We start from the raw sequence: 22,394 nt of genomic DNA, 5'->3' as shown, positions 1-22,394 counted from the left end.
GATGATGCGTTGAGAGCAAGGATTGCGTTACTGCTATGACAGATGGTGAAATTGCTGCGAACAAGGATTGCGCACTTCTGCAACAGATGATGATGCGTTGAGAGCAAGGACTGCGTCATTTCTACGACAGATGATGATATTGCAATATGTAAAAAGATTGTTCTTTTACTAAAAAGGGGAAATAACTACATGATGTGCTCTATTTCTGAATAGTTGGGATAGTGGACAAAAGGGCTATTTGGAGCAATACCTTCGCAGGAGGGGGAGAGAAACGAACTAGGTTCGATGAGGCATAAAAGCAAGAAAGTAAAGCAAGCAACGCCAATTTAGAAAGCGCTTACATATTTCTTAACACCAAATTAACAGCTTTCTTAGTAATATATTTCTTACCGGGAGGGATCGTGATGGCAAATATTTTGTTTAATCATGTGTATAAGCGTTATGGCAAATATAAAGAGATTGCTGTAAGCGATTTCAACCTGTCTGTAGACGATACGGAATTTATCGTATTGGTCGGGCCGTCCGGATGCGGAAAATCAACGACACTCCGCATGTTGGCAGGGTTGGAGGATGTGACAGAAGGCGATATTTATATCGGCGATACAGTAGTGAATGACATACCTCCGAAGGATAGGGATATCTCGATGGTGTTCCAGAACTACGCACTGTATCCGAACATGAGCGTGTATGAAAATATCGCTTTTGGATTGCGCTTGCGGAAACAGCCGAAGCATGAAATTGATTTGGCGGTGAAGCGGGCGGCACGAGTGCTTGAAATTGAGAACTTTTTGGAGCGTAAGCCGCGTGAATTATCCGGTGGACAACGGCAGCGCGTGGCGCTCGGTCGAGCGATCGTCAGGACACCGCAAGTGTTCCTCATGGACGAACCGCTGTCGAACTTGGATGCGAAGCTGCGCGTGCAGATGCGCTCTGAAATTATTAGCCTGCATAAGAAGATTGAAGTGACCACTATATATGTGACCCATGACCAGGTTGAGGCGATGACGATGGGTGATCGGGTCGTCGTCATGAACAGAGGTCTCGTACAGCAAGTCGATACGCCGGAACTTATCTATAATCGGCCTGTCAATATGTTCGTTGCTAACTTTATCGGCAATCCACCGATGAATTTCATTCAAGGAAAACTGCAAGAACAAGATGGACACTTGGAATTTCATACGAATCGATTCGCGATCCGCCTCGCTCCTCAACATGCAAGCGCTATCAAAAAACACCGATTGCTAGAGCGGACCGTTGTGATGGGGATCCGCCCTGAGCATATCAGCTTTGAACCTCATCGAATGGAAGCCTCACCGGATTCCATAGTGACGGGCATATTGCAATTTAACGAATTTGTCGGCTCCGATCGTTATTACCACATTGATATTAAGCAAGACCGGCCGCTTGTCATCCGTGCCAGCGAGGGCTTCCATTGCGAAGACACATCCCAGGTGTCGGCTGCGATTAATATGGAAAAGGCATTGTTTTTCAATAAGGATACGGAAATGCTTCTGACGGATTGAGAGGTGATGAAGGCGTGACGCAACGCAGTAGTCGACAGGGTCGACAGGCGAAATACGGGTTATTTGTCATCGGTTTGCTAATCATCGTAGGCATCGTGTATCTCACGGTTAATTCGAGTGAATGGTCTGTGTATGCGGATTCCGGCTCATCTACATCCGCGAACCGTGGAGCGGTTCATATTTTTGCCTCTGCTGACAACAGTCAAATTGAGCCTTATTATCAAGAAACGCTCAAGCAGTGGCAAGCAGACGGCATTCAACCCGGAACAGGTGAAGTAGTGATTCCAGCCTCGCAATTTACGGCGAAGTCAGATGATGCCGATGTAACGACAGGCTCCTATGAAGGTAAGAACAATGTGCTAATATGGTCCAACCAACGGGGATGGATCGAATATGAAGTGGAAGTGAGTCGGGCGGGACTATATGAAATGAAAGCGGATTATTATCCGTTAAAGGAACAAGACGGCGGCAGCCGACAGTCCGTAATGTTGTCAGCCCGCATTAACGGTGAATATCCATTTAATGAGTCGCGTTCGATTGTGTTTGAGCGTGAATATCGCGATATCCAGCCAGCCCGCTATGATGCGTTAGGCAACCAGATACGCCCGCAAGTTGAAGAGGTTACGGGCTGGAAAGAGAAGGCATTGACGGAGTCGAATGGTGCTTATTCCACGCCGATTCAATGGTATTTAAAGCAAGGGAAAAATACAATCCGGCTTGAAATACTGCAGCAGCCGATCGCATTTGAGAAGTTTACTTTGCAAGCCCCTAGCACTATCGCTTCGTATGATGAAGTAAAGCAATCCTATCCGGCATCCGCGAAGCGGGACGGGACAGCGCTTACTATCGAAGCCGAGCAATACAGTGTGAAAAATTCAACCTCCATTCAAAATGTATATGATCGCGATCCGTTTACACACCCCAAATCGTTAGATGCGATCACTTACAATACTCTCGGCGGATCGAGATGGATGAAAGGCGGGCAAGCGGTCTCCTGGATCCTCGACATTACAGAGGACGGCATATACAAACTGGCGCTGCGCGCTAATCAGAATACCGTCAAAAATATGTCCATATTCCGCACGGTTTATATTGATGGCAGTATTCCGTATCGTGAAATGGAACATGTGCAATTCCCTTATGACTCCGATTGGCAAGGGATGACGATAGAGGACAGTGAAGGTGAACCGTATGCCTTTTACTTGACGAAAGGGCAGCACACGCTGACGATGGAGGCGACTTATGCTCCATACATGCCTATCATCATTCAAATGAACCATATTTCGCATGAACTACGCTCGATTTTGCTTGAGTTGCGCATGGTGACCGGCAATCGGGAAGACAAGTACCGGGTGTGGAATGTGGATAAAGATATTCCAGGTCTGACGGAACGTATGGAATCCATTCGAGAACAGTTCATCTATTTACAAGCAGAAATGAAGAAAATTAATCCGCGTACCGATGATGTGGCGCAAATGCTGAAGAACGGAGCGGAAGATATTAAGAGCATTTTGAAGAAGCCTAATCAAATTCCGTATTCTCAGGATCGGATAGCTGCTGTTCAGGAATCGCTCGAATCGAACCGGGCTACGTTGATGAACAGTCCTTTGCAGTTGGATCAGATCTATGTCGCACCAATTGATGCCGATCTTCCGAGCATGACTGCAGGCTTCTGGAGTAAAATGGGCGGCATGTTTCAATCACTCGCCTATTCGTTCCAAGATCGCACGGGATTCGACGCCAAGTCTGATGATGTACTGAACGTGTGGATGGTGTGGGGACGGGATTACGTTGATGAACTGCAGCAGCTGGTCAATGACCGCTTTACACCGGAGACAGGCATTAAAGTGCATATCAACTTGATTCAGAACGCGCAGATGCTGACGCTGGCCAATGCTTCAGGCATGATGCCTGATGTCGCGTTGGGTGTCCCCGCGAACGTGCCATTCGATATGGCGCTTCGGAATGCGGCTTTGAATCTAAGCGAGATGCCCGGAGCAGAGCAATTTTTCTCCCGATATAGTCCGGGGATGCTGCAGCCGTTATATTATGACGGCGGTTATTACGGTGTTCCGGAAACAGTCAGCTTCAAAGTGCTGTTCTATCGCAAAGATATTTTGCAGCAATTAGGCGTAGACATCCCTAAGACGTGGGACGATATATACCAGATTCTTCCGACACTACTTCAGAACCAATATAACTTCTACATGGATTCTGCCGACTATTCGCCAATTATGTTCCAGAATGACGTTGAAATGTATTCGCAGTCGGGGGTGTCGACAGGACTGGATTCCCCGGAGGCGTTCAAAGCTTATAAAATGTGGACCGACTTCTATAACGTTCAAGGGATTGAACGTGTGGTGCAAAGCTTCTACAACCAATTCAGACGCGGGGACATTCCAATCGGTATTTCCGATTTCAATATGTATATGCAGCTACTAGTAGCAGCTCCGGAAATCGCTAATGATTGGGCGATTGCACCGGTACCCGGCACGAGCAAGCCGGACGGCACATTCGTGAGATGGTCGGGCGGTTCCAATCCTTCGAACGCGATGCTGTTCAAAAATGCGTCCCCGGAGAAGCAGAAGCAAGCGTGGGAGTTTCTGCAATGGTACACGTCGACCGAGACACAGACCGAATTCGGTCTCAATCTGGAACAGTACCATGGAGAATCGTTCCGCTGGAACACGTCAAATGTGCAGGCGTTCGCCAATATGCCGTGGAAGCCGGACGATTTGAAAATTATTTTGGAGCAATGGAAATGGACGAAAGAAATACCGCAAGTGCCAGGGGGATATATGACCGATCGTGAATTGGGATTCGCTTGGAACCGCACGGTCGTCGACTCTGAAAACTCACGCATCTCGCTGGAAAAAGCAATTAAGGAAATCAAGCGAGAACTTGCACGGAAGCAGCAAGAATTTGAAATTGTCGGACCAAACGGTGAAGTGTTGAGATCGCTGAATCTGCCGCGTATTAATGAACCGTGGAAAGGGGTCGATCAACTTGTCGAATGAAGCGCCACCCGTCATTCAGCAGCCGCTATCCGTAGACCGCCCACGTTTATCGGAGAAATTCGGGTGCAGGTTGAGCCATTTGAAGCAAGAAGTATGGAAGTTTCGGTTGTCCTATTTGTTCGTTGCTCCATTTCTTATCGTATTTACTCTGTTCGTCATTGTTCCGGTCATCACGGGCATCGGCTTGAGCTTCACTTATTTTAACTCCATTGAGTTCCCAAAATGGGCCGGATGGATGAATTATCAAAATCTATTTTCACAGGACGTTATCTTTTTGAAGCATGTCGTCCCCAATTCATTCAAGTTTGCCTTGTTCGTCGGCCCGATCGGCTACGTGCTCGCCTTCGTGCTCGCGTGGCTGATCGCGCAATTGCCATCCACGATTCGTGTATGGTACGCCTTGGCAATGTACGCTCCCTCATTAACCGGGGGCATTGCGATGGTTGTCGTCTGGCAAGTTATGTTTACCGGGGACCGTACCGGATATATTAACAGCTTCTTACTGAAATGGGGCTTCATCGATCAGCCGGTTCTATTTACGATAGATAAAGATTATTTGATGATCATTATGATTATCGTCTCGATATGGTCAAGTATGGGACTTGGATTTCTGGCGATATTGGCCGGAATATTGAATGTGGATAAGCAGTTGTACGAAGCGGCGCGAATCGATGGCATCCGCAGCAGACTGCAAGAAATCTGGTATATCACGATTCCAATGATGAAGCCGCAAATGTTGTTCGCCGCGGTCATGGCTATCGTCGGTACGTTGAAGGCAGGGGGAATCGGGACGCAGTTATCAGGCATGAACCCGACACCGGATTATTCCGGACAGCTCTTTATGAACCACATCGATGATTTCGGCTTTACTCGCTTGGAGCTCGGATATGCAAGTGCCGTATCGATTGTACTGTTGATTGTTACCATACTGCTTAGCCGATTCTTATGGATGCTGCTGGGGCCGAAGGAGGATGAGTAGGATGTCATTGTTCCGGCGAATACGCAGCTCGCTCTCGCACACCTGGTCACTGTATCGCAGCGATTTTCGCAATATGGACGCAACGCAAATATTTCTGCTCATTCTCTTGACGCTGCTGTCGGTATTTATGCTCCTTCCACTTGTGTTTATTTTTAACCATGCGTTTAAGCCGCTGCATGAATTATTCTTATTTCCACCGACATTTTTTGTGAAGCAAGGAACGTGGCAAAACTTTATCGATTTGCTCAATGCCTCACAGGATACGTTCTTGCCGGTAACGCGCTTCATTCTTAACAGCGTGATCGTAACCGTTCTTGCGACCGTCGGCATGGTCATCCTCGGCGCTTTATGTGCCTATCCTTTGTCGAAGCATCCGTTTCCAGGACGCAAAGTTATATTCGGCGTTATCTTGCTGTCGATTATGATTGCGGTCGAGACGATGGGCATACCGCGATATATTGTCGTGAAGAACCTCGGCATCATGAATACGTATTGGGGACATGTGCTGCCGATATTGGCGCTTCCGGTCGGGGTGTTTCTGCTGAAGCAATTCATGGATCAAGTACCGAATGAATTGATGGAGGCGGCTAAGCTGGACGGCGCTTCGGAATGGCAAATCTTTATGAGGATTATGATTCCTATCGTCACGCCTGCGATGGCGACGATTACGATTCTTTCCTTCCAGACCGCGTGGGGCAATTCGGAAACGTCGGCTTTGTTCATGCAGAACGATGCAATGAAAACGCTGCCTTTCTACGTGGAATCGCTGACGTCCAATCTAGCCAACAGCGTGGCAAGGCAGGGGGTTGCGGCTGCGGCATCTCTCATTATGTTTATTCCTAACCTGATCATCTTCCTGCTATCGCAGCGGAAAGTTATCCAGACGATGGCACACTCAGGAATCAAGTAGGGTTATAACGGAGGTTAATACATGGACAAGAGAGGGAAGAAACAACGGCTGCTTCTACTTGGAATTGCACTTACGCTGATGGCTGCCGTCTTATTTCCTGACACGGCCGCAGCGGAACCGCCCTACGTCACGTTTAGCAAAGACGGATATAACCGCACCATTCCGAGTCAAGCTGCCTATTATCCGGCTAAAGTGGTCGGTAACGATATTTATGTAACGAGAACGGAGAAGGGAGAGGCGCTCCGGGAATATTCTCCGCTCAAGCGACCGCAGGATCTGTTCATCGATGAGAAGGACGAAATTTATATTGCGGATACGGACAATAACCGAATTGTTCATCTGAATAGCAAGGGAAAGTTCATCCGGGACATTCGTGCAGAGGGTCTAAAGACGCCGCAAGGTGTGTTTGTCACGAAGGACGGTACTATCTATATAGCGGATACAGGCAATAAGCGGATTGTCACACTGGATCGGGAAGGGAAATTGCTGCAGCAATTTGAACGGCCGCAATCAAGATTCATCGATGAGACGTTTCACTATGAACCTACCAATCTGGTTGTGGACAGCAGAGGTTTCATGTACGTCATTTCGAACGGCAGCTATCAAGGGGTGATTCAACTCGATCCAGAGGGCAATTTCTACGGATTTTACGGTACGAACTTAACGGAAGTGTCGCTTATGGATCTGGTGCGCAAGGCATTCTATACCGAAGAGCAGCTCAGCCGGCAAGTGCGCACGCTGCCGACGACGATTCGCAACATTCACATTGATGATCAAGGGTTCATCTATACGGTATCCGCTACGGAGAAAGAGCAAGTGAAGAAGTTGAACATCCGTGGTGAAAATCAATGGACAGATAAAAAGTTCGGGCTTGACTCGAGATTCCGCAACCGCAATCGCAGTCAGCCGACGAGTACCGATAAAGAACAGAAGTCGGGCTTAACCGATATTACGGTCGATCGGAACGGCAACTTGGTCGCCATTGATAAAATATCCAATTCGGTAACCCAATACGGGCCGAACGGTGAAATGCTATTTTTCTGGGTTGGACCAGTCACATTCGGCACACCGCAGCTTGGCATAAGCCAGAGCCCGGTATCTGTCGCAACGAACTCGAAAAATGCGCTCTTCATTTTGGATGATTCTCAAAACTTAATCCATGTATTGGAGCCTACTGAATTCGGCATGATGCTGCAGAAGGCGACAGCATTGTCACAGGAGGGCAGATATGAAGAAAGCGAGCAGCATTGGAAAGAAGTGCTGCGGCTGAATGCGCTGTATTCTCCAGCTTATCGCGGTCTGGCGCAAGCTGCTTATCATCAGGAAGATTACAAGCAAGCGCTTGATCTGTTCAAGCTGGCTGGGGATGCGGATGGGTATTCCGATACGTTCTGGCAGCTTCGTCTGCAATGGTTCCAGCAGAACTTCACTTATGTGGCTAACGCGTTCTTTCTTATTGTCCTGCTGACGCTCATTGCAGGCAGCCGGAAGAAGAAATTCACGTTGTTCAGGCGGAATAAAGACAAGAAGAGTGTTTCTTGGTTCCGGAAACCATTGCTGCAGCAATTGAAGCATGCATTTACGATACTGCGGCATCCTATCGACGGCTTTACCGATTTGCGTTACAGCTTTAAGGGGAGCTACTTAAGCGCAAGCATCATCCTCGTGCTCGTTGCGGCTGTATTGTTGGTGAAGGAGTATTTTACAAGCTTTGTATTTATGCCGATTCCGAGCAATGAGCGCAGCATTGCTTTTCTCATCATCTCCGCCGTTACGTGGTTAACATGGGTCGTGTGCAATTACTTAATCGGCAGTATTCGCCAAGGGGAAGCACGATTTAAGGATGTGTTTATCGGCAGCGCTTACGCCTTGTTCCCGATTGTGCTCTTGGGCTTGCCGCTCGCAGCCTTGTCTAATGTGATGACGCATAGCGAGCAATCAATTTACAGCTTTTTCGAAATGGGCATGTTCGTCTGGTGCGCATTGCTCTTCTATTGGAAAATTCAATCGCTGCAAAATTACGGTGTAGGTGAAACGATTGCGAACGTGTCTCTGACCGCTTTTGCAATGCTTATTACGTGGGTCCTTATTTCCATTATGACGGGGCTGTCATCCGAGTTGCAGAACTTTTTCTATACGATTTATCAGGAGGTGTCGATGTGAAGCAGCCGTTCAGCAATGTAAAACGAATATTCGCAGTCGCCCTTCTAGTCATGTTGACCAGCTTTACCTTGATGTCATATCCAGGGGCGGCTGAGAACAAAGCGGAGCAGCCGAATCAGGTAGACGCCTCTATGGCTGGTGCCGCGACAGCGGCTGAGAAGCTGGCTGGCGATCAAGCTGACAACGCCGCGGCTACGCAGGAGAGCCAGCCTGCAGCAGGCAAAGAGAAGTCTAATACGACTGCCTCGTCTTCGAAGTCGGCGGCAAAAACCGAGGGCGCAAATAGCTATGCCCGCATCTTCCCGTCCGATGACCAGTTCACATTGGCTGCGGAAAATACGCGGCTGCAGCTGTTGGTCCATCAGAACAGCGGCCATTTTCTCGTGAAGGATAAACGTGACGGCAATGTATGGCGATCGTTCCCGAGTCCGGAAGGATGGAAGGATAAAGAGAACACAGACACTTGGAAGAAGCATATGCAGTCGCCCGTGTTCATCAAATATGTCGAATTCAACGTGCGCAAGGATCAAGTGAAAGAGACGAACGTGATAGATCAAAAAAGTACGATTGAACAATTTGAATTGACGGAGAACGGATTCCGGCTAACCTTCTCGATGCCGAAGATTGGCTTCATCATTCCTATTGAAGTTAATCTCAAGGACGACTATGTCGAGACGAAAGTACTGGAGGAAGGCTTCAAGGACGGAAAGACTGCGGAAGAGATGAAGCAGTTCGAAGCGGAAAATAAGAAAAAGAAAGACAATGACGCCCGCATTACAGGGATACGCTTGTATCCGTACCTAGGCTCAGCCACCTCCGAACAGGAGAACGGCTATCTGTTCATCCCGGATGGCCCGGGAACGCTTGTACAGTTCAAGAGGGATCGGCCTCCGAACAATAACTTTTACTTCGAACGGATATATGGCGATGACTTGGCGTTCAGCAACAATAACAACTCGTTCTCGATTCGGCAGCCGGTCAGAATGCCTGTATTCGGCATCAAGTCGGGAGAACAAGCGCTACTCGCTGTCATCGATCAAGGGGCCGAATATGCCAACGTGCTGGCCGCGCCGTCCAAGTCAATGAACCAATACAACTGGGCGACGGCGGAATTCACGTACCGGCAGCGCTTCTTTCAACCGACTGACAAACGGAAGCTGAATGGCTTCCAGACATTCAGCAGAGCGCGTACGGAAGGCGATCGGTCCGTACGCTATTATTTCCTTGACCGCGGAGCGTCTGACTATGTCGGCATGGCATCTCGCTTCCGGCAGTTCCTGATGGAAGACGCCGGTCTGAGCCCGATCAAGACGGAGGACGACAACATCAGTCTGCAGGTTCACTTGCTCGGAGCGGACTCGCGCAAAGGATTTCTGTGGGATTCGTATGAACCGCTCACCACGACAACGCAGGCAGAGGAAGTCGTGAATGAATTGACATCGATCGGTGTGAAGAAGATGTCCATCGCCTACTCCGGTTGGCAGAAGGGCGGGTTCAGCGAGAACGGCGGACATTTTCCAGTAGACAGCGGAATTGGCGGCAATGACGGCATGAGTCATTTCATCGATTTTGCCCATGCGAAAGGGCACCGCGTCACCTTGGACGGTTCTTCCTACACGTTCAACAATAACGGTCGGGATGGATTCCGCAGCAGTAGAGATGGATTGCAGGATCTCGGCGCGGTCGTCATTCAATTCCGTGAACATGAGGGGAAATCGACGCTCGTCAGTCCGCGATTTATGGAAGAAGTTATGCTGAAGGATTTAGCTAAAGCGAAGCAATTAGGGGTTGACGGCTTAACGCTCGGGTATGGAATCGGAGCGTTTCTGAACAGTGATTTTAACGAACGGTACAAGGCAACCCGAAAGGATGCGCGGAAGATACAAGAGAACGTCTTCGCCAAGACGAAGGAACAGCTGGGCTCGGCAGACGTCACGAACGGTAATTTCTATGCCTTGAAGTATGTGGAGCATGTTCATGGGCTGTCAGATGAGAATTCGTTCGACTTGTTCGTCGATGAGACCGTACCGTTTGCTCAGATTGCTCTGCACGGCCTGGTGACCTACTCCTCATGGTATGCCAACGTGACGGACAATTATGGAACGTATTTATTGAAAAATATTGAATACGGCGCCATTCCTGCCTTTATGCTCACGCATGCTCAATCGCAGGAATTGATCGGCACACGTTCGCTGTTCAATTACTACAGCACATATTACAAGGACTGGGCCGAAGAGATCGCGAAGCAGTACAGCCGCTTCAACGAGGCGCTCGGCGATGTGCAGAATGAGTTTATCGTCGGCCATCGCACATTGGCAGAAGGTGTCAATGAGACCGAGTATGCGAACGGCAAGCGGATTATCGTGAATTACAATGCCGTACCGTACGAAAAAGACGGTGTCACAGTTCGTGCCAAAGACTTTGCCGTCCTGCCGGGGGGAGGCTGAACATGCGCAGTAAAAAGACGATGAAGGCAAAGACGTCACGCCATTTGGAGGCGCTGTTATTCGTCGCCCCTTGGATTACCGGATTTCTGTTGTTCATGGCTTTCCCGTTAGGATTCTCGCTCTATATGAGCTTCCACAAAGTAACGGTGCTGCCGACCGGATTAAAGTACGATTTTCAAGGATTCAAGTACTACAGCGAGCTATTGTTCGGAAGCTCTGCCTTATACGACAATTTGATTCCGTTTTTCCAGGAAATTGTCATTATGGTGCCGATTATTTTGGTGTTCTCCTTGTTTATCGCCATTATGCTGAATCAGGATTTTCCGGGACGCATGCTGTTCAGGGTCGTATTCTTCTTGCCTATCATATTTACTTCCGGCTACATTTTGACGGAATTCGTGAATCAGGGAGAAGGAACGTTAGGGTTTCTGGAACGGTTTTCTATCGGAGAATATTTGGATCAATTTTTAAGCGACAGTTCTTGGGCCAAACCGGTAAAAGACGTACTGAACCGCTTTGTGCTCGTTCTGTGGTATTCCGGCGTGCAAATCCTAATCTTCTTGGCGGGAAGACAGACGATTTCGAAGTCTTCCTATGAGTCGGCCCGCATCGACGGAGCGACGCCGTGGGAAGTATTCTGGAAGATTACGCTGCCAGCGATGTCACCATTCATTTTACTGAACTTGATCTATACCGTCGTCGATATGTTCACCTTTCCGTATAATCCGGTCATTGAATTGATTAATACCGGCAACTACGGGTACAACAGCGCACTGGCTTGGATTTATTTTGTCGTTATCGTCCTGTTCCTGGCCATTATATTGCTCTTGTTCTTGCGGATGAACAGAAGCGCCCGCAGCCGATAAGGATGGGGCTGAACGATACGGCGAAGCTGCGGGAACGATGTGAGGAGGATTGTAATGATCGGAAAAGTGAACACAGTGAAATGGAAGGCGACGCAGCTTAAGAAACGGTGGGCACGGGATGGACTCCATACGGTTCGCTATGCCGTGCTTGGGCGTGAAGTGAACCGGGGATTGCTGTTCAAGCTGTTTATTTATTGGATTCTGCTAGTGACTTCGTATATTTACTTGAACCCGATTTTTAAAATGCTGGTCAAGATGGTGATGAACGAGAAGGATTTGAACGATCCGACGGTGACGTGGATTCCGCATGAACTGTATTTCGGTCATTTGGAAAAGGCATGGACGGCGCTCAAATATTCGCAATCGCTCTTCGTCAGTATCGGCATATCGACGCTCGTCGCCTTGTTCCATGTCGTCACATGCGGCTTGATGGGGTATGCGCTTGCGAGAATGCAGTTTCCATTTAAGAAGCTGCTTATGTTCCTGCTTGTGCTTGCCTTCATCATCCCGCCGCAAGTTATCGTGCTGCCAATGATCATTATGTATACGAAGCTGGGATTGCAGGGCAAGCTCTTCTCGCTCATGATTCCATCCATCTTCGGCTTTGGCATTAAGGGAGCGCTGTTCGTTATCATTTTCAGGCAGTTCTATACGACCCAGCCGAAGGAACTGGAGGAAGCGGCGAAGATCGATGGCGCCAGCGCCTTTAAGTTCTATTGGAAAGTGATGTTCCCGCTGGCGAAGCCGGCTATACTTGTCGTCTCGCTGTTCTCGTTCGTCTGGACATGGAATGATACGTACTATCCGAGAATGTTCCTTGGCCAATCTCCACTCGTGCCGCTGGCGACGCAAATGTCGAGGGTGGACGCCAGCATCAGCAGTATGCTGGCGAGTGAGGAAGCGCCGCTTGTCTTAGTGGAAGCGATTAAGATGTCTGCAAGCTTCTTGTCATTGTTGCCTCCGTTGCTCATCTTTTTCTTTGCGCAGCGCTATTTCGTGGAAAGCGTGGAGCGTACAGGATTAGTAGAGTAGACCCCAAATAAAAAAGGAGCTGGTTCATTAATGAAGCGGGTATTGGAACAGACGCTGCAGCAGGATTTAGCTTTGCTGTATGACGGAGTAACTGACATTCCAGTGCGCAACAAAGTATATGGCGGGGTTGTGGCCGCCGTAGGAGGGGACGCGTTCACGGCAGCCGTCGATCCCGACGGCCTCCCTGTCATAGCCGCTGCGAGATACGGTCAAGGCCGTATCCTCGTATCCGGTGTTGAAACCGGATTCAATCGTCGCGGCGGCGATGTGCCGGGCAGCGGAGCGTTCGTCGCCAATGTGCTGCATTGGCTGACGGGAGAGAGCGGCCGCTACCGGAAGACTCTTGCGGGACAAGGGCCGCTGCGTATTATCACGACGGCCTCGGAGGAAATGTTCGACGTTGCTGGTGAACTGCCGATCGAGGTGACGCGCGTGCCGAGTTGGGCGGCAGCCGCCGCGAAGCTTCCGGAGTATGCCGTCGCTTATGCTGATCGGAATATGAAAGAAGACGATCTCCCTTGCCTAGATGAGTATGTGCAGCAGGGCGGCAGCCTGCTCGTCCACACGAAGGGCTGGGAGCTGGAATGGGAACCGTCGGAAGAGATCCAGCTCCTCGCGGGCGATCGTCCGGTCAAAGTGCGGGATTATCCGCTGCAGCGGCTGCTGAACAAGGCAGGGATCAGCTTAGGCAACAACGTCATCTGGGAGCTGCCGCAAGCGCTGCCGATCCTGACGCCGGAGAAGGCGAACGATTCCCATGTGCAACGGTTAATCGGGCAGGTGAAGGCGATCGAGAACGGCACGCTTTCCATTGATGATGTCAGCATCGGCGCTGCGGACGCAGCCGTGAAGAAGAAATGGTCCTTGCTGCTCGGTCTCATTGATGGCACGGTCGGCTCGTTGACGCCGGAATGCGGGCTCGGGCTCTATCATGAGATCATCGCCGCTGCGGAGCAGGTAGAGATGGACATCACGCTGCCGTTCGAGAAAGAGCGTCAGCCATACACAGGCGTACTGCTGCAGTACGCGTTCGAGCAGGTGAGTCTCGATCCGGACGGCGTCCGTTCGCCATATGCCGAAGTGTTCCCCGGCAACGTTGGCGATGATGCGCCCGTCGTGCACGAGCAGCTCGTCGATGTCGACTTCGACTATGCGGACCTCAGCTATTTGCGGATGCTCGTCCCGCCCGGCTATTGGGCAGGTACCGGATTGTACGCGCCAGCGGGGCAACGGATTACGATCGAGGTGCCGGACGGTGTGGAGCATCTCGACGTGCAGATTGGGGCGCATACCGATGAGCTGGGGCATCTGCTAACGTGGGAGCGGGCTCCGATCGTCGCGCTGCGGAAGCCGCTCGCCCCGGGAATCAATCAGCTGAGCAGCCCGTACGGCGGATTGATATACCTCATTCCGACGAAGGCGCAGGCGGACTTCAAGGCGCAGGTGGCGGTTAGCGGAGCGGTTCATGCGCCATACTTCGAGCTCGGTAAGACGACGGTGGCGGAATGGCAGGAGACGATTCGCCATTATGACGCACCTTATGCCGAGCTGTGCGGCAGGAAAGTCATTCTGACGCTGCCTTCAGACGTCGTCCGGCGAGTGGAGAACCCGGAGGAGATCATGTTGAAGTGGGATGACATGATCGACCAATACGACAAGTTCGTCGGTCTCGGACCGGATAAGCCGATGCCGCACCGCACGCCGGATCGTCCGCACCGGATAGCCGCCGACGTGCAGATTAGCGCCGGATATATGCATTCCGGGCATCCGATCATGATTCCGAACGATCCTGCCGCCGAAGAAGCGGTTACCTTTGACAAGTTCAGTTCACTTAAGCACGGCTGGGGATTCTGGCATGAGATGGGTCATGAATATCAACAGCTGCCTTGGTTCTGGGAAGACATCGTCGAGGTGTCGGTCAACATTTATTCGCTGCTCATCCAGGACTATTACGGCAATCCGTCTCGCCTGACGGAAGAGAGGGACAAAGAAGGGCGCTCCTATTTTGAAAAGGCGATGGCGTTCTTGAACCGGACTAACGGTAAGAAGAAGTTTACCGACATCGGATTGTTCGAGCGGCTGGCCATGATGCGGCAATTGCAATTCACTTATGGTTGGGATATGTTCACTCGGCTTCATATCGCATACCGCGAGCTGCCGAAGGACCAATTGCCGCGCACAGAACAGCAGAAGATTGATTTGTTCGTGGAGATGGTGTCTCGGGTGTGCGGAGATAACTTACTGGAATTTTTCGACCGCTGGGGTTGGGACTATTCGGAACACGTTCGAACTACTATCGACAGCTTGAACTTACCGCAGCCCAATGTTCCGCTATGGACGTTGAGTGAATAACAAGAGGGGATGGAAATTACAATGAACAATCGCAAACTCGGCTTACTCCTTATTTTTACTCTACTATTTACCTTAATCTTATCAGCATGCGGATCGGGCGGCGGGGAGGACGGACAGACTGCCTCAGAAGCAAATGCAGCGGAAACATTGGCCAAAGAAACGGAGCATAAATCAGACCAAGCGACCGCGAAAGAAGGAAACAAAGATCCGGTCAAGCTCATTTTTATGGCGCCATGGAGCAAAGAGCAGGTGCAGGCACGGATATTGGAAGGAACCAAGGATAAATTCCCGAACATCGATATTGAAGCGACAGGGAAATTCGCTAATAAAGAGGAATTCGATGAGTTGTTCGCGCAAGGCGTCGTTCCGGACATCGTGTTGACGACAGACGGTTTCGACATTTTAAAAGAGAAAGATATGCTGCTGCCATTGGATGACTTGTTGAAGGAACGCAACTTCGATTTCAGCAGAATAAGACCTGGTATTCTGGACGCGCTGCGTGCGCGCGATCCGGAGGGGCAAGGACGTCTGCTCGGTATTCCAGTTGAAGACGTGGCGGTGGCGCTCCACTATAACAAGACGATATTTGATAAGTTCGGCGCCTCTTACCCTACGGACGGAATGACATGGGATGAAGTCGTCGAGCTGGCCGCGAAAGTTACCGGGGAACGGGACGGGATTAAGTATCGGGGATTGGCGACGAACTTTATGTCGCAAGCGATGACTCAATTATCCGCAAATGGGACGGATCCAGCTACAGGCGAACCGCAATTTTCCAAAAATCCGGCGTTTGGCCGATTTTTAGAATTGGCGAAGCGAATCGCAGATATCCCGGGTAATTGGGAGCCGGATATCAGTTATGATTTTACTAAGGGAGAGGTTGCGATGAGCCTTGGTCTTATCGCCAATACGATTCCTTACTATCCGGAAGAATTGGATTACGATGTGGTCAGCTTCCCGGCATGGTCGGATCTGCCAGGTGTTGGTCCTTCGACGTTGCCGCTCACGATTGCGATTAGCAAGCAGAGCAAACATATCGACGAAGCTCTCGACGTTCTGGAATATTTGTTGACCGATGAGCAGCAAATTCGAATGACCCGCAAGGACGTGCCATCCGTCTCTGGCGATCAGAGCATTCTCGAACAGTTTGCGGCGGACGTGTTGAAGAGAGACATGAACGTCAAGGGGATCTACTCGCTCCAGCAAGCCAAGCCGGCCATATACAGCCCATACGGTCCGGACATTTTACTGTACGGCACGAATTACGTCGGTTCCCAAGTTGGCCCATTCTTGAAGTCGGGGGACGACGTGCAGAGCTTCCTCAGAAAGATGGATGAAGAATACGCTGCAACCGTTAAAGAAATGAAAAACAAAAACTAATATCTTATTTTATCCTCGAACAGACTTCTCGTGTTAACTCCACTCACATCATCATACCGGCTTTGCTTGCGTCATGAGCAGAGCCGGTCCTGCCGAACATTTCAATATCAAATAATCGTTGTCTGACGAAGGGAGCTCGTGGCGATGAAAAAGAACGTTTCTATGCTGCTTGTCGCGAGCCTCATGCTCGTATCACTACTGGCAGGATGCAGCGGACAAACCGCATATAGTGCAGCTTTTTCTCTCCAAGAAACGCATTGTGTAAGAATTGCAAGAGATTTGACTGTTCCTGGCGATGTGGTTCGCTACTCGGTAATGCCTTCGGCCAATAACATTGGGGATCCTTTGCTCGCCGTTACAAGAAAATGCATGTTTTACCGCCCCAATAGAGGATTTCCGATTCCTGCATCTGTAAGCCTGATTCCCTGGGTCATTTTACAAGAAAACTTGAATGAGAGTCACACTCGCAGCTCCTCCTGTTATTAAACCGATCGTGAAATCAAAACAAGAACGCGTGACATCTTCCAATATGGGATACCGCCAACAAAACGCGAAAAACGTACGCTAAGAGAAAATTTGCTCAAAAAGCCGGATAATCCGTACGCTAAGGAAATCCGGCTAATTTTCCAACGATTATTGTTGGCATCTTCATTATGGCAGATCAACTTTTAAACCGTATTGCTTCTTAGCTTCCTCGCCAGTTACGAACTCTTGTTAATAGTTATTTTCAAGCTCACCCAAGGTTTCAACAATGCCTTGAATTTCATCCTGAATCTCCACATTTGGGCGGATTTCTACCAGCATATTGAGGAAACTGACAAATTGATCGCCTCCTTAATTCTCATAAAAGCATCTATTACGTCAAATAGCTCATCAGACAAATCTCTTCATCGGTGCATGACTCCAGAAAGGCCATCGTTTCACTCATATCCCTCGTTAATGCGTTGCTAATATCACACGAGTCATGCTGAAAATGCGGATCGGTGTAATGCATACGCTTTTTACGTTGAACAAATCGGGAGGCCGTATCTTGGTGTGCCACCAACATTGTTCTAACTCTGCAAAGCCGTTTGCATACATCTCGTCAGCGAAGCCAACTCAGAACTCCTCGGAATACCTCCATAAGCTTTGATCTGGATATGCAATCAGAACCGCTTGGAGTAACAATGCTGTCTGGGCACTTATTTTTTTCTCGATTTGGGACAAGATCTTGTATTATCTTCCGTCTATATGTTCTTGTCCTCCGGATAGCGGTATCCTGGTAAGAACCACATGTAAAATGGACTGCAGATACCCTTTTCGCAAGAGCACCTTTTGGTCAAAAAACAGATGTTAAATAACGGATGTCAAAAAACGGATTGACTAACGATGAAATCCAAGATAAACTGAAACAGTGATTTAGTAAATTAGTAATTTAGTAAAAAAGTAAACGGAAAGAAGGATGAAAAATGAAAATACCTACTACCTTGAAGCATAAGCCTGTTGTCGTGTCAGAAAACTATGAGCAGATTGACGGCCGACTCGCCCGAAACACAGATGCAAAAGGCCTTTCTTTAGGATTGGCCCAATGGAACGATAGAGGAAAGGTCGATATTTCTGCCAAGGTATGGAGATACACGGGAGAAAAATGGTCAAGGCAATCGGAGGAACTGCCTCTCCATCGCGTTCTTGATTTGTCCATTCTGATTTGTCGATCCATGGCGCATTTTCGTGAAGCATACAGATATGAGCATTTATATGATCCGCAGGAGCCTGTCATCGACCGGGTTGGCCTGCAAGGGAATGCCATGACCGTGGCGATATGTACGGACAATGAGAGAATTAATGAAGATATTAAACTGTTCAGCCAAGCTCTGAGCGATGACGATGAGATGATCAGCGAACGTCTGCGCACGTTATCGAAAATATTAAAGGATATGGGGTATTAAAATGTTTTCCAATCGGTATGTACGAACCATTATCCTCTCCCGAGTGCTGCTGCAGTTGGGAATTTGGATCCGGAATTATGCCGTACTTCTTTATGTTACCGATTTGACGAATAATAATCCGGTTTATGTATCACTGATTTCGGTTGCGGAATTCGCTCCGATCTTTCTATTTGGCCTTATTGGCGGGACCTTTGCCGACCGATGGCGGCCGAAGCGGACAATGGTATGGAGCGATCTGCTGTCTTCCTTGTCCGTTGTGGCTGTGCTGCTTACCATCATGAATGGTGGATGGGTTGCACTTCTCATCGGATCATTTGTTTCCGCCAGCCTGTCTCAATTTTCTCAGCCTTCGGCCATGAAACTGTACAAGCGGCATGTGCCAGCTGAACAACTGCAGGGCGTGATGGCGTTGTCCCAAACTCTTGTCGCTGTCTTTATGGTTTTGGGTCCGGTCATCGGCACGTTTATTTTCATACAGTTTGGAATTAACGTATCTCTGATCCTGACGGCAGTTCTGTTCCTAGGGTCTTCACTTATATTATCGTCGCTTCCCCGTGACGCAGAGGAACCGAAGTCTGGGGATGCCAGCGGCTTCATAAAGGAGTTGACAGCCGGGCTGCGCTATATCAGGTTCAATCAATCCTTAAGAACACTCAGCGTGACTTTCTCGGCTGTCGGACTGGCATCAGGACTAACTCAGCCGCTTCAGATCTTCCTTGTCATCGAGAAATTGGGACAGGACAAACAATTTCTGCAGTGGCTGGTTATGACCAATGGGGCAGCCATGTTGGCAGGCGGCGCTGCCATAATGGGGATAGCCAAAAAGGTGAAGCCACAGCTGTTGCTCATGGTAGGATTGCTTGTCACCGCCGTCTGTACGATCGGAATAGGCGCTTCTACGATGATTTGGCTGACAATCGTCCTTTTGGTGATCAGTGGTTTGTTTTACCCTTGTATTCAGGGCGGAATCCAGACGCTTATTGTTCGGAACACAGAAGGGGCATTTATTGGCCGGGTATCCGGAGCAATCATGCCTATTTTTATGGGGATGATGGTGATTGGCATGTTCATATCCGGCTATCTGAAGGATACGTTCTCCCTGCTGGCGGTATATGTGGTGAGCGGTGGTTTGATTATTGCCGGTGCGATTTCGCTGCTCCCTCTTATTGTTGAGAAAAGAAGAAAAGCGGAGAAGGGCTCAGCATCATGACGGATAGGAGGAGAAATGGATGACTGAATATGAAGAATATTATTTGTCACCTGCAAGACAACTGACGGATGCAGAAACAAAACTTGTTTGGAAAAAGCCATTATCTCATAAGGTCGGCGAAGAAGAACGGCGCATTAGTAAAGAAATAAAGCGCAACTGGAATCGCGGGGAAATGAAAATCGCCAATATTCTGTTAGAGGGTGACGCCGGTTCTGGTAAAACACAACTAGCAAAAGCATTATCTGCTAATTTTGGGCTGCCGTATACGAAAGTGACCTGTTTTGCCGATATGGATAAATCGGATATTATTGGTGCCATTTTGCCGGTTATTTCCTCTGAACGATTAGAACGGATGGACCTAGCGGACCAAAGCGTTTTGAAGGCATTGTATGAGAGCGAGGGTTTTCAAAGCGCAACTGAAGTTCTGATGAACGTACTGGGAGTTACCCCGGAAGCAGCCGCATTAAAGATGAAACAATTGCTAAAAGTGGCAGTGGAAAACACCGAGGGCGAAGCAGTTGAGTATCGGTTCTACCCATCCGAGATCGTCAGAGCTTATCAAAAAGGCTATCTCCTGGAAATCCAGGAACCAAACGTTATTCGCGATGCCGCGGTGTTAATGGCACTAAATTCCGCCTTGGAGCTGGATGGCAGCATCAACCTCCCGACAGAAATCATACGCCGACACCCGGACTTTATAGCGGTCATTACAGCAAACCGCAGTTACGCGGGGTCCAGACCGTTAAACGAAGCACTGCGTGACAGGGTTCAGCATACGGAAAAGATGGACCTGCCAACCAAAGAAGTCATGATTGAACGTGCAATGGCGAAAACCGATTACAGGAATGAACAGGTTTTGGACGTTTTTGCAGATACCATTATTGTTCTGGACAAAACAGCTCGGGCCAATGCGATTAAAGGCGTGGCAGGCATGCGTTCCTATTTCTACTGGGTAGATGCGGTTGCTGGAGGTGCTTCCGCAACCGAGTCCCTTTACCATAAAGTCATCTACAAGATTACAACCGATTCCGAGGAAATCAAAATACTAGAAGATGCACTTAAAAGCCATCATTTGTTTGAAGACTTGAATACGGCTGAAATAGATGTAAAAAAAAACGAATTTTTGACACCGCAGAGATCCGGACATGTGGAAATATAGACGATGCAGCTTTTGACAGTGATGACAATGAAGAGGAGGCAGGTATCGCATTTAAAAAGTCCGCTGAAAGCGACGAAAGCTCATTTGATAATGATTCCGAAGATTCCGATGATATGGAAAGCTCAGATTTGGGGGAGAATGGCTCCCCAAAATATCACCAAGCAAATCCTGATCCAATGTCGGAGGATGCGCAACAAAAAGAACGTGATTTTCGTAAAAAGCTGAATCGAGATGTACGGGAGGTTGTGTCCGAATCTATTCATAAGGGTGTAAAGCTCATTGTCCACCGTCCGGAGTACGTTTTGGAAAATAAGCAGGAATATGTCGGCCTAAGCAAAGAGCTTATGCCTGTCGTACGGGAAATCGCCAGAAAAACGCTTCCGCTGTTGGAGCATGAGATTTCTTCTGAATTTGCGAGAAATCATTATTATGGTACCAAATTTCAAGCAGAAAATGTTGCTTATCGGGATTACAGATATTTTGCCAAGAAACGTCCTCCTACTGAATCCCCTTCTCTTGTGGTCGGCCTGAGGGTTGACGAATCAGCATCGATGGCTGCTTTTGGGAGATTGGAGGCGGCAAAGCGTGCAGTGATCGCGGTATATGAATTTTGTCAAATTTGTAATATTCCCATATTGATCTACGGTGATACTGCGGATGTTTCCAGAATAGAGCAAATGTCAATATTTGCGTATACCGATTTTAACAAGACGGATCCCAATGATCGATTCAGGCTTATGGGGATTCGTGCCAGAAGTAATAATCGAGATGGAATGGCGCTTAGAATTATTGCCGAAAGGTTAGTTGATTCACCGCAACAAACAAAACTGTTGATTAGCATAAGCGACGGACAACCCAAAGCAATGGACGACTATACCGGAAGTTATGCTGCCCAAGACATGCAACAGACAATATCCGAATACGAACGGAAAGGAGTTACATTTCTGGCAGCCGCCATCGGCCAAGACAAGGATGTGATTCATCAAATCTATGGGAATGAGAGATTCTTGGATATTACAAACCTAAATGAATTCCCTAGAAAGTTGGTTCGGATTATTTCTCGGTATTTGTGATTTTGATGAGCATATATTGACCCCGAAAGGAGAGAAATACATGGACAAGAATAAGCGCAAGGAGCTTCTTGAGGAATACAAGCAGATTAAGACCTACATGGGTATAATCCAAATAACAAACAAGACCAACGGCAAAATATACGTAGAGAAGTTGCAGCCCTACGGAGACAGAGGATATAATAGGCCTCCAATGAATTAATATATAAAGACAAAAAATAATGATAGAAGTAGCGGTAAAGCAACCCATCAATTGATAAAATTGGCGGTTTTTTTCTAAATCTGAATGCTTAGCGTACGTTTTTCGCGTTTTGTTGGCGGTACCCCAATAAGTTCCTAAATTTTAAATATCCATTTA

General features: G+C 48.6%; 16 protein-coding genes. All 16 read left to right on the top strand.

Features of this window, described 5'->3' with window-relative positions; translation table 11 throughout:
- Window positions 1-404: 404 nt before the first annotated feature.
- Window positions 405-1,523, top strand: coding sequence for an ABC transporter ATP-binding protein (locus A372_RS0113925; RefSeq protein ID WP_019421475.1), 1,119 nt, complete (start codon window positions 405-407; stop codon window positions 1,521-1,523).
- 14 nt (window positions 1,524-1,537) lie between these two features.
- Window positions 1,538-4,540 carry an extracellular solute-binding protein gene (locus A372_RS0113920; RefSeq protein ID WP_019421474.1) on the top strand — a complete coding sequence of 1,001 codons (3,003 nt, stop codon included), beginning with the start codon at window positions 1,538-1,540 and terminating at the stop codon, window positions 4,538-4,540.
- Window positions 4,530-5,519: a carbohydrate ABC transporter permease gene (locus A372_RS0113915; RefSeq protein ID WP_019421473.1), complete on the top strand. Its 990-nt coding sequence runs from the start codon at window positions 4,530-4,532 to the stop codon at window positions 5,517-5,519. The genes A372_RS0113920 and A372_RS0113915 overlap by 11 nt, the downstream gene beginning before the upstream one ends.
- 1 nt (window position 5,520) lies before the next feature.
- The gene (locus tag A372_RS0113910) at window positions 5,521-6,429 is read left to right on the top strand and encodes a carbohydrate ABC transporter permease (RefSeq protein ID WP_019421472.1); all 909 of its coding nucleotides are present in this window, start codon (window positions 5,521-5,523) and stop codon (window positions 6,427-6,429) included.
- 21 nt (window positions 6,430-6,450) lie between these two features.
- Window positions 6,451-8,592, top strand: coding sequence for a YIP1 family protein (locus A372_RS0113905; RefSeq protein ID WP_019421471.1), 2,142 nt, complete (start codon window positions 6,451-6,453; stop codon window positions 8,590-8,592).
- Window positions 8,589-11,039 carry a DUF5696 domain-containing protein gene (locus tag A372_RS0113900; protein ID WP_019421470.1) on the top strand — a complete coding sequence of 817 codons (2,451 nt, stop codon included), beginning with the start codon at window positions 8,589-8,591 and terminating at the stop codon, window positions 11,037-11,039. Before A372_RS0113905 ends, A372_RS0113900 begins: the two co-directional genes overlap by 4 nt.
- A 2-nt stretch (window positions 11,040-11,041) precedes the next feature.
- Complete coding sequence (locus tag A372_RS0113895) at window positions 11,042-11,905, top strand: carbohydrate ABC transporter permease (protein WP_019421469.1); 864 nt, start codon at window positions 11,042-11,044, stop codon at window positions 11,903-11,905.
- 54 nt (window positions 11,906-11,959) lie between these two features.
- A complete protein-coding gene (locus A372_RS0113890; protein ID WP_019421468.1) occupies window positions 11,960-12,937 on the top strand; it encodes a carbohydrate ABC transporter permease in 978 nt (325 codons plus the stop codon).
- A gap of 30 nt (window positions 12,938-12,967) precedes the next feature.
- Window positions 12,968-15,289, top strand: coding sequence for a M60 family metallopeptidase (locus A372_RS0113885; protein WP_019421467.1), 2,322 nt, complete (start codon window positions 12,968-12,970; stop codon window positions 15,287-15,289).
- A gap of 21 nt (window positions 15,290-15,310) precedes the next feature.
- Window positions 15,311-16,669 (top strand): ABC transporter substrate-binding protein, encoded by a 1,359-nt coding sequence (locus tag A372_RS0113880; protein ID WP_157259554.1) that lies wholly within the window; start codon window positions 15,311-15,313, stop codon window positions 16,667-16,669.
- Between the two features lie 144 nt (window positions 16,670-16,813).
- Window positions 16,814-17,155, top strand: a complete 342-nt coding sequence (locus tag A372_RS37355) for a hypothetical protein (protein WP_157259553.1) — start codon at window positions 16,814-16,816, stop codon at window positions 17,153-17,155.
- A 962-nt stretch (window positions 17,156-18,117) separates the two neighbouring features.
- On the top strand, window positions 18,118-18,597 hold the full coding sequence (locus A372_RS0113870; RefSeq protein WP_019421464.1) for a DUF6530 family protein: 480 nt from the start codon (window positions 18,118-18,120) through the stop codon (window positions 18,595-18,597).
- Between the two features lies 1 nt (window position 18,598).
- A complete protein-coding gene (locus A372_RS0113865; RefSeq protein WP_019421463.1) occupies window positions 18,599-19,807 on the top strand; it encodes an MFS transporter in 1,209 nt (402 codons plus the stop codon).
- A 19-nt stretch (window positions 19,808-19,826) separates the two neighbouring features.
- A complete protein-coding gene (locus A372_RS0113860; protein WP_019421462.1) occupies window positions 19,827-20,966 on the top strand; it encodes an AAA family ATPase in 1,140 nt (379 codons plus the stop codon).
- A 113-nt stretch (window positions 20,967-21,079) separates the two neighbouring features.
- Window positions 21,080-22,039: a vWA domain-containing protein gene (locus A372_RS0113855; protein WP_157259552.1), complete on the top strand. Its 960-nt coding sequence runs from the start codon at window positions 21,080-21,082 to the stop codon at window positions 22,037-22,039.
- A gap of 40 nt (window positions 22,040-22,079) precedes the next feature.
- Entirely contained in the window at window positions 22,080-22,238 is a 159-nt protein-coding gene (locus A372_RS37960; RefSeq protein WP_019421459.1) for a hypothetical protein, read from the top strand.
- Window positions 22,239-22,394 lie beyond the last annotated feature (156 nt).

Origin of the sequence: Paenibacillus sp. OSY-SE (assembly GCF_000283315.1) — a bacterium.
In the GTDB taxonomy this organism is placed as follows: Bacteria; Bacillota; Bacilli; order Paenibacillales; family Paenibacillaceae; genus Paenibacillus_B; species Paenibacillus_B profundus.
Note: the sequence above shows the minus strand (reverse complement) of the source record. Positions and strands in the feature narration are given on the sequence as shown.

What these genes read in the sequence shown, in the direction of transcription:
- A372_RS37960 (WP_019421459.1), top strand. Translation starts at nt 22,080, where the DNA reads ATGGACAAGAATAAGCGCAAGGAGCTTCTTGAGGAATACAAGCAGATT.
- A372_RS0113905 (WP_019421471.1), top strand. Translation starts at nt 6,451, where the DNA reads ATGGACAAGAGAGGGAAGAAACAACGGCTGCTTCTACTTGGAATTGCA.
- A372_RS0113870 (WP_019421464.1), top strand. Translation starts at nt 18,118, where the DNA reads ATGAAAATACCTACTACCTTGAAGCATAAGCCTGTTGTCGTGTCAGAA.
- A372_RS0113890 (WP_019421468.1), top strand. Translation starts at nt 11,960, where the DNA reads ATGATCGGAAAAGTGAACACAGTGAAATGGAAGGCGACGCAGCTTAAG.
- A372_RS0113855 (WP_157259552.1), top strand. Translation starts at nt 21,080, where the DNA reads ATGGAAAGCTCAGATTTGGGGGAGAATGGCTCCCCAAAATATCACCAA.
- A372_RS0113865 (WP_019421463.1), top strand. Translation starts at nt 18,599, where the DNA reads ATGTTTTCCAATCGGTATGTACGAACCATTATCCTCTCCCGAGTGCTG.
- A372_RS0113885 (WP_019421467.1), top strand. Translation starts at nt 12,968, where the DNA reads ATGAAGCGGGTATTGGAACAGACGCTGCAGCAGGATTTAGCTTTGCTG.
- A372_RS0113910 (WP_019421472.1), top strand. Translation starts at nt 5,521, where the DNA reads ATGTCATTGTTCCGGCGAATACGCAGCTCGCTCTCGCACACCTGGTCA.
- A372_RS0113925 (WP_019421475.1), top strand. Translation starts at nt 405, where the DNA reads ATGGCAAATATTTTGTTTAATCATGTGTATAAGCGTTATGGCAAATAT.
- A372_RS0113880 (WP_157259554.1), top strand. Translation starts at nt 15,311, where the DNA reads ATGAACAATCGCAAACTCGGCTTACTCCTTATTTTTACTCTACTATTT.
- A372_RS0113860 (WP_019421462.1), top strand. Translation starts at nt 19,827, where the DNA reads ATGACTGAATATGAAGAATATTATTTGTCACCTGCAAGACAACTGACG.
- A372_RS0113895 (WP_019421469.1), top strand. Translation starts at nt 11,042, where the DNA reads ATGCGCAGTAAAAAGACGATGAAGGCAAAGACGTCACGCCATTTGGAG.
- A372_RS37355 (WP_157259553.1), top strand. Translation starts at nt 16,814, where the DNA reads ATGAAAAAGAACGTTTCTATGCTGCTTGTCGCGAGCCTCATGCTCGTA.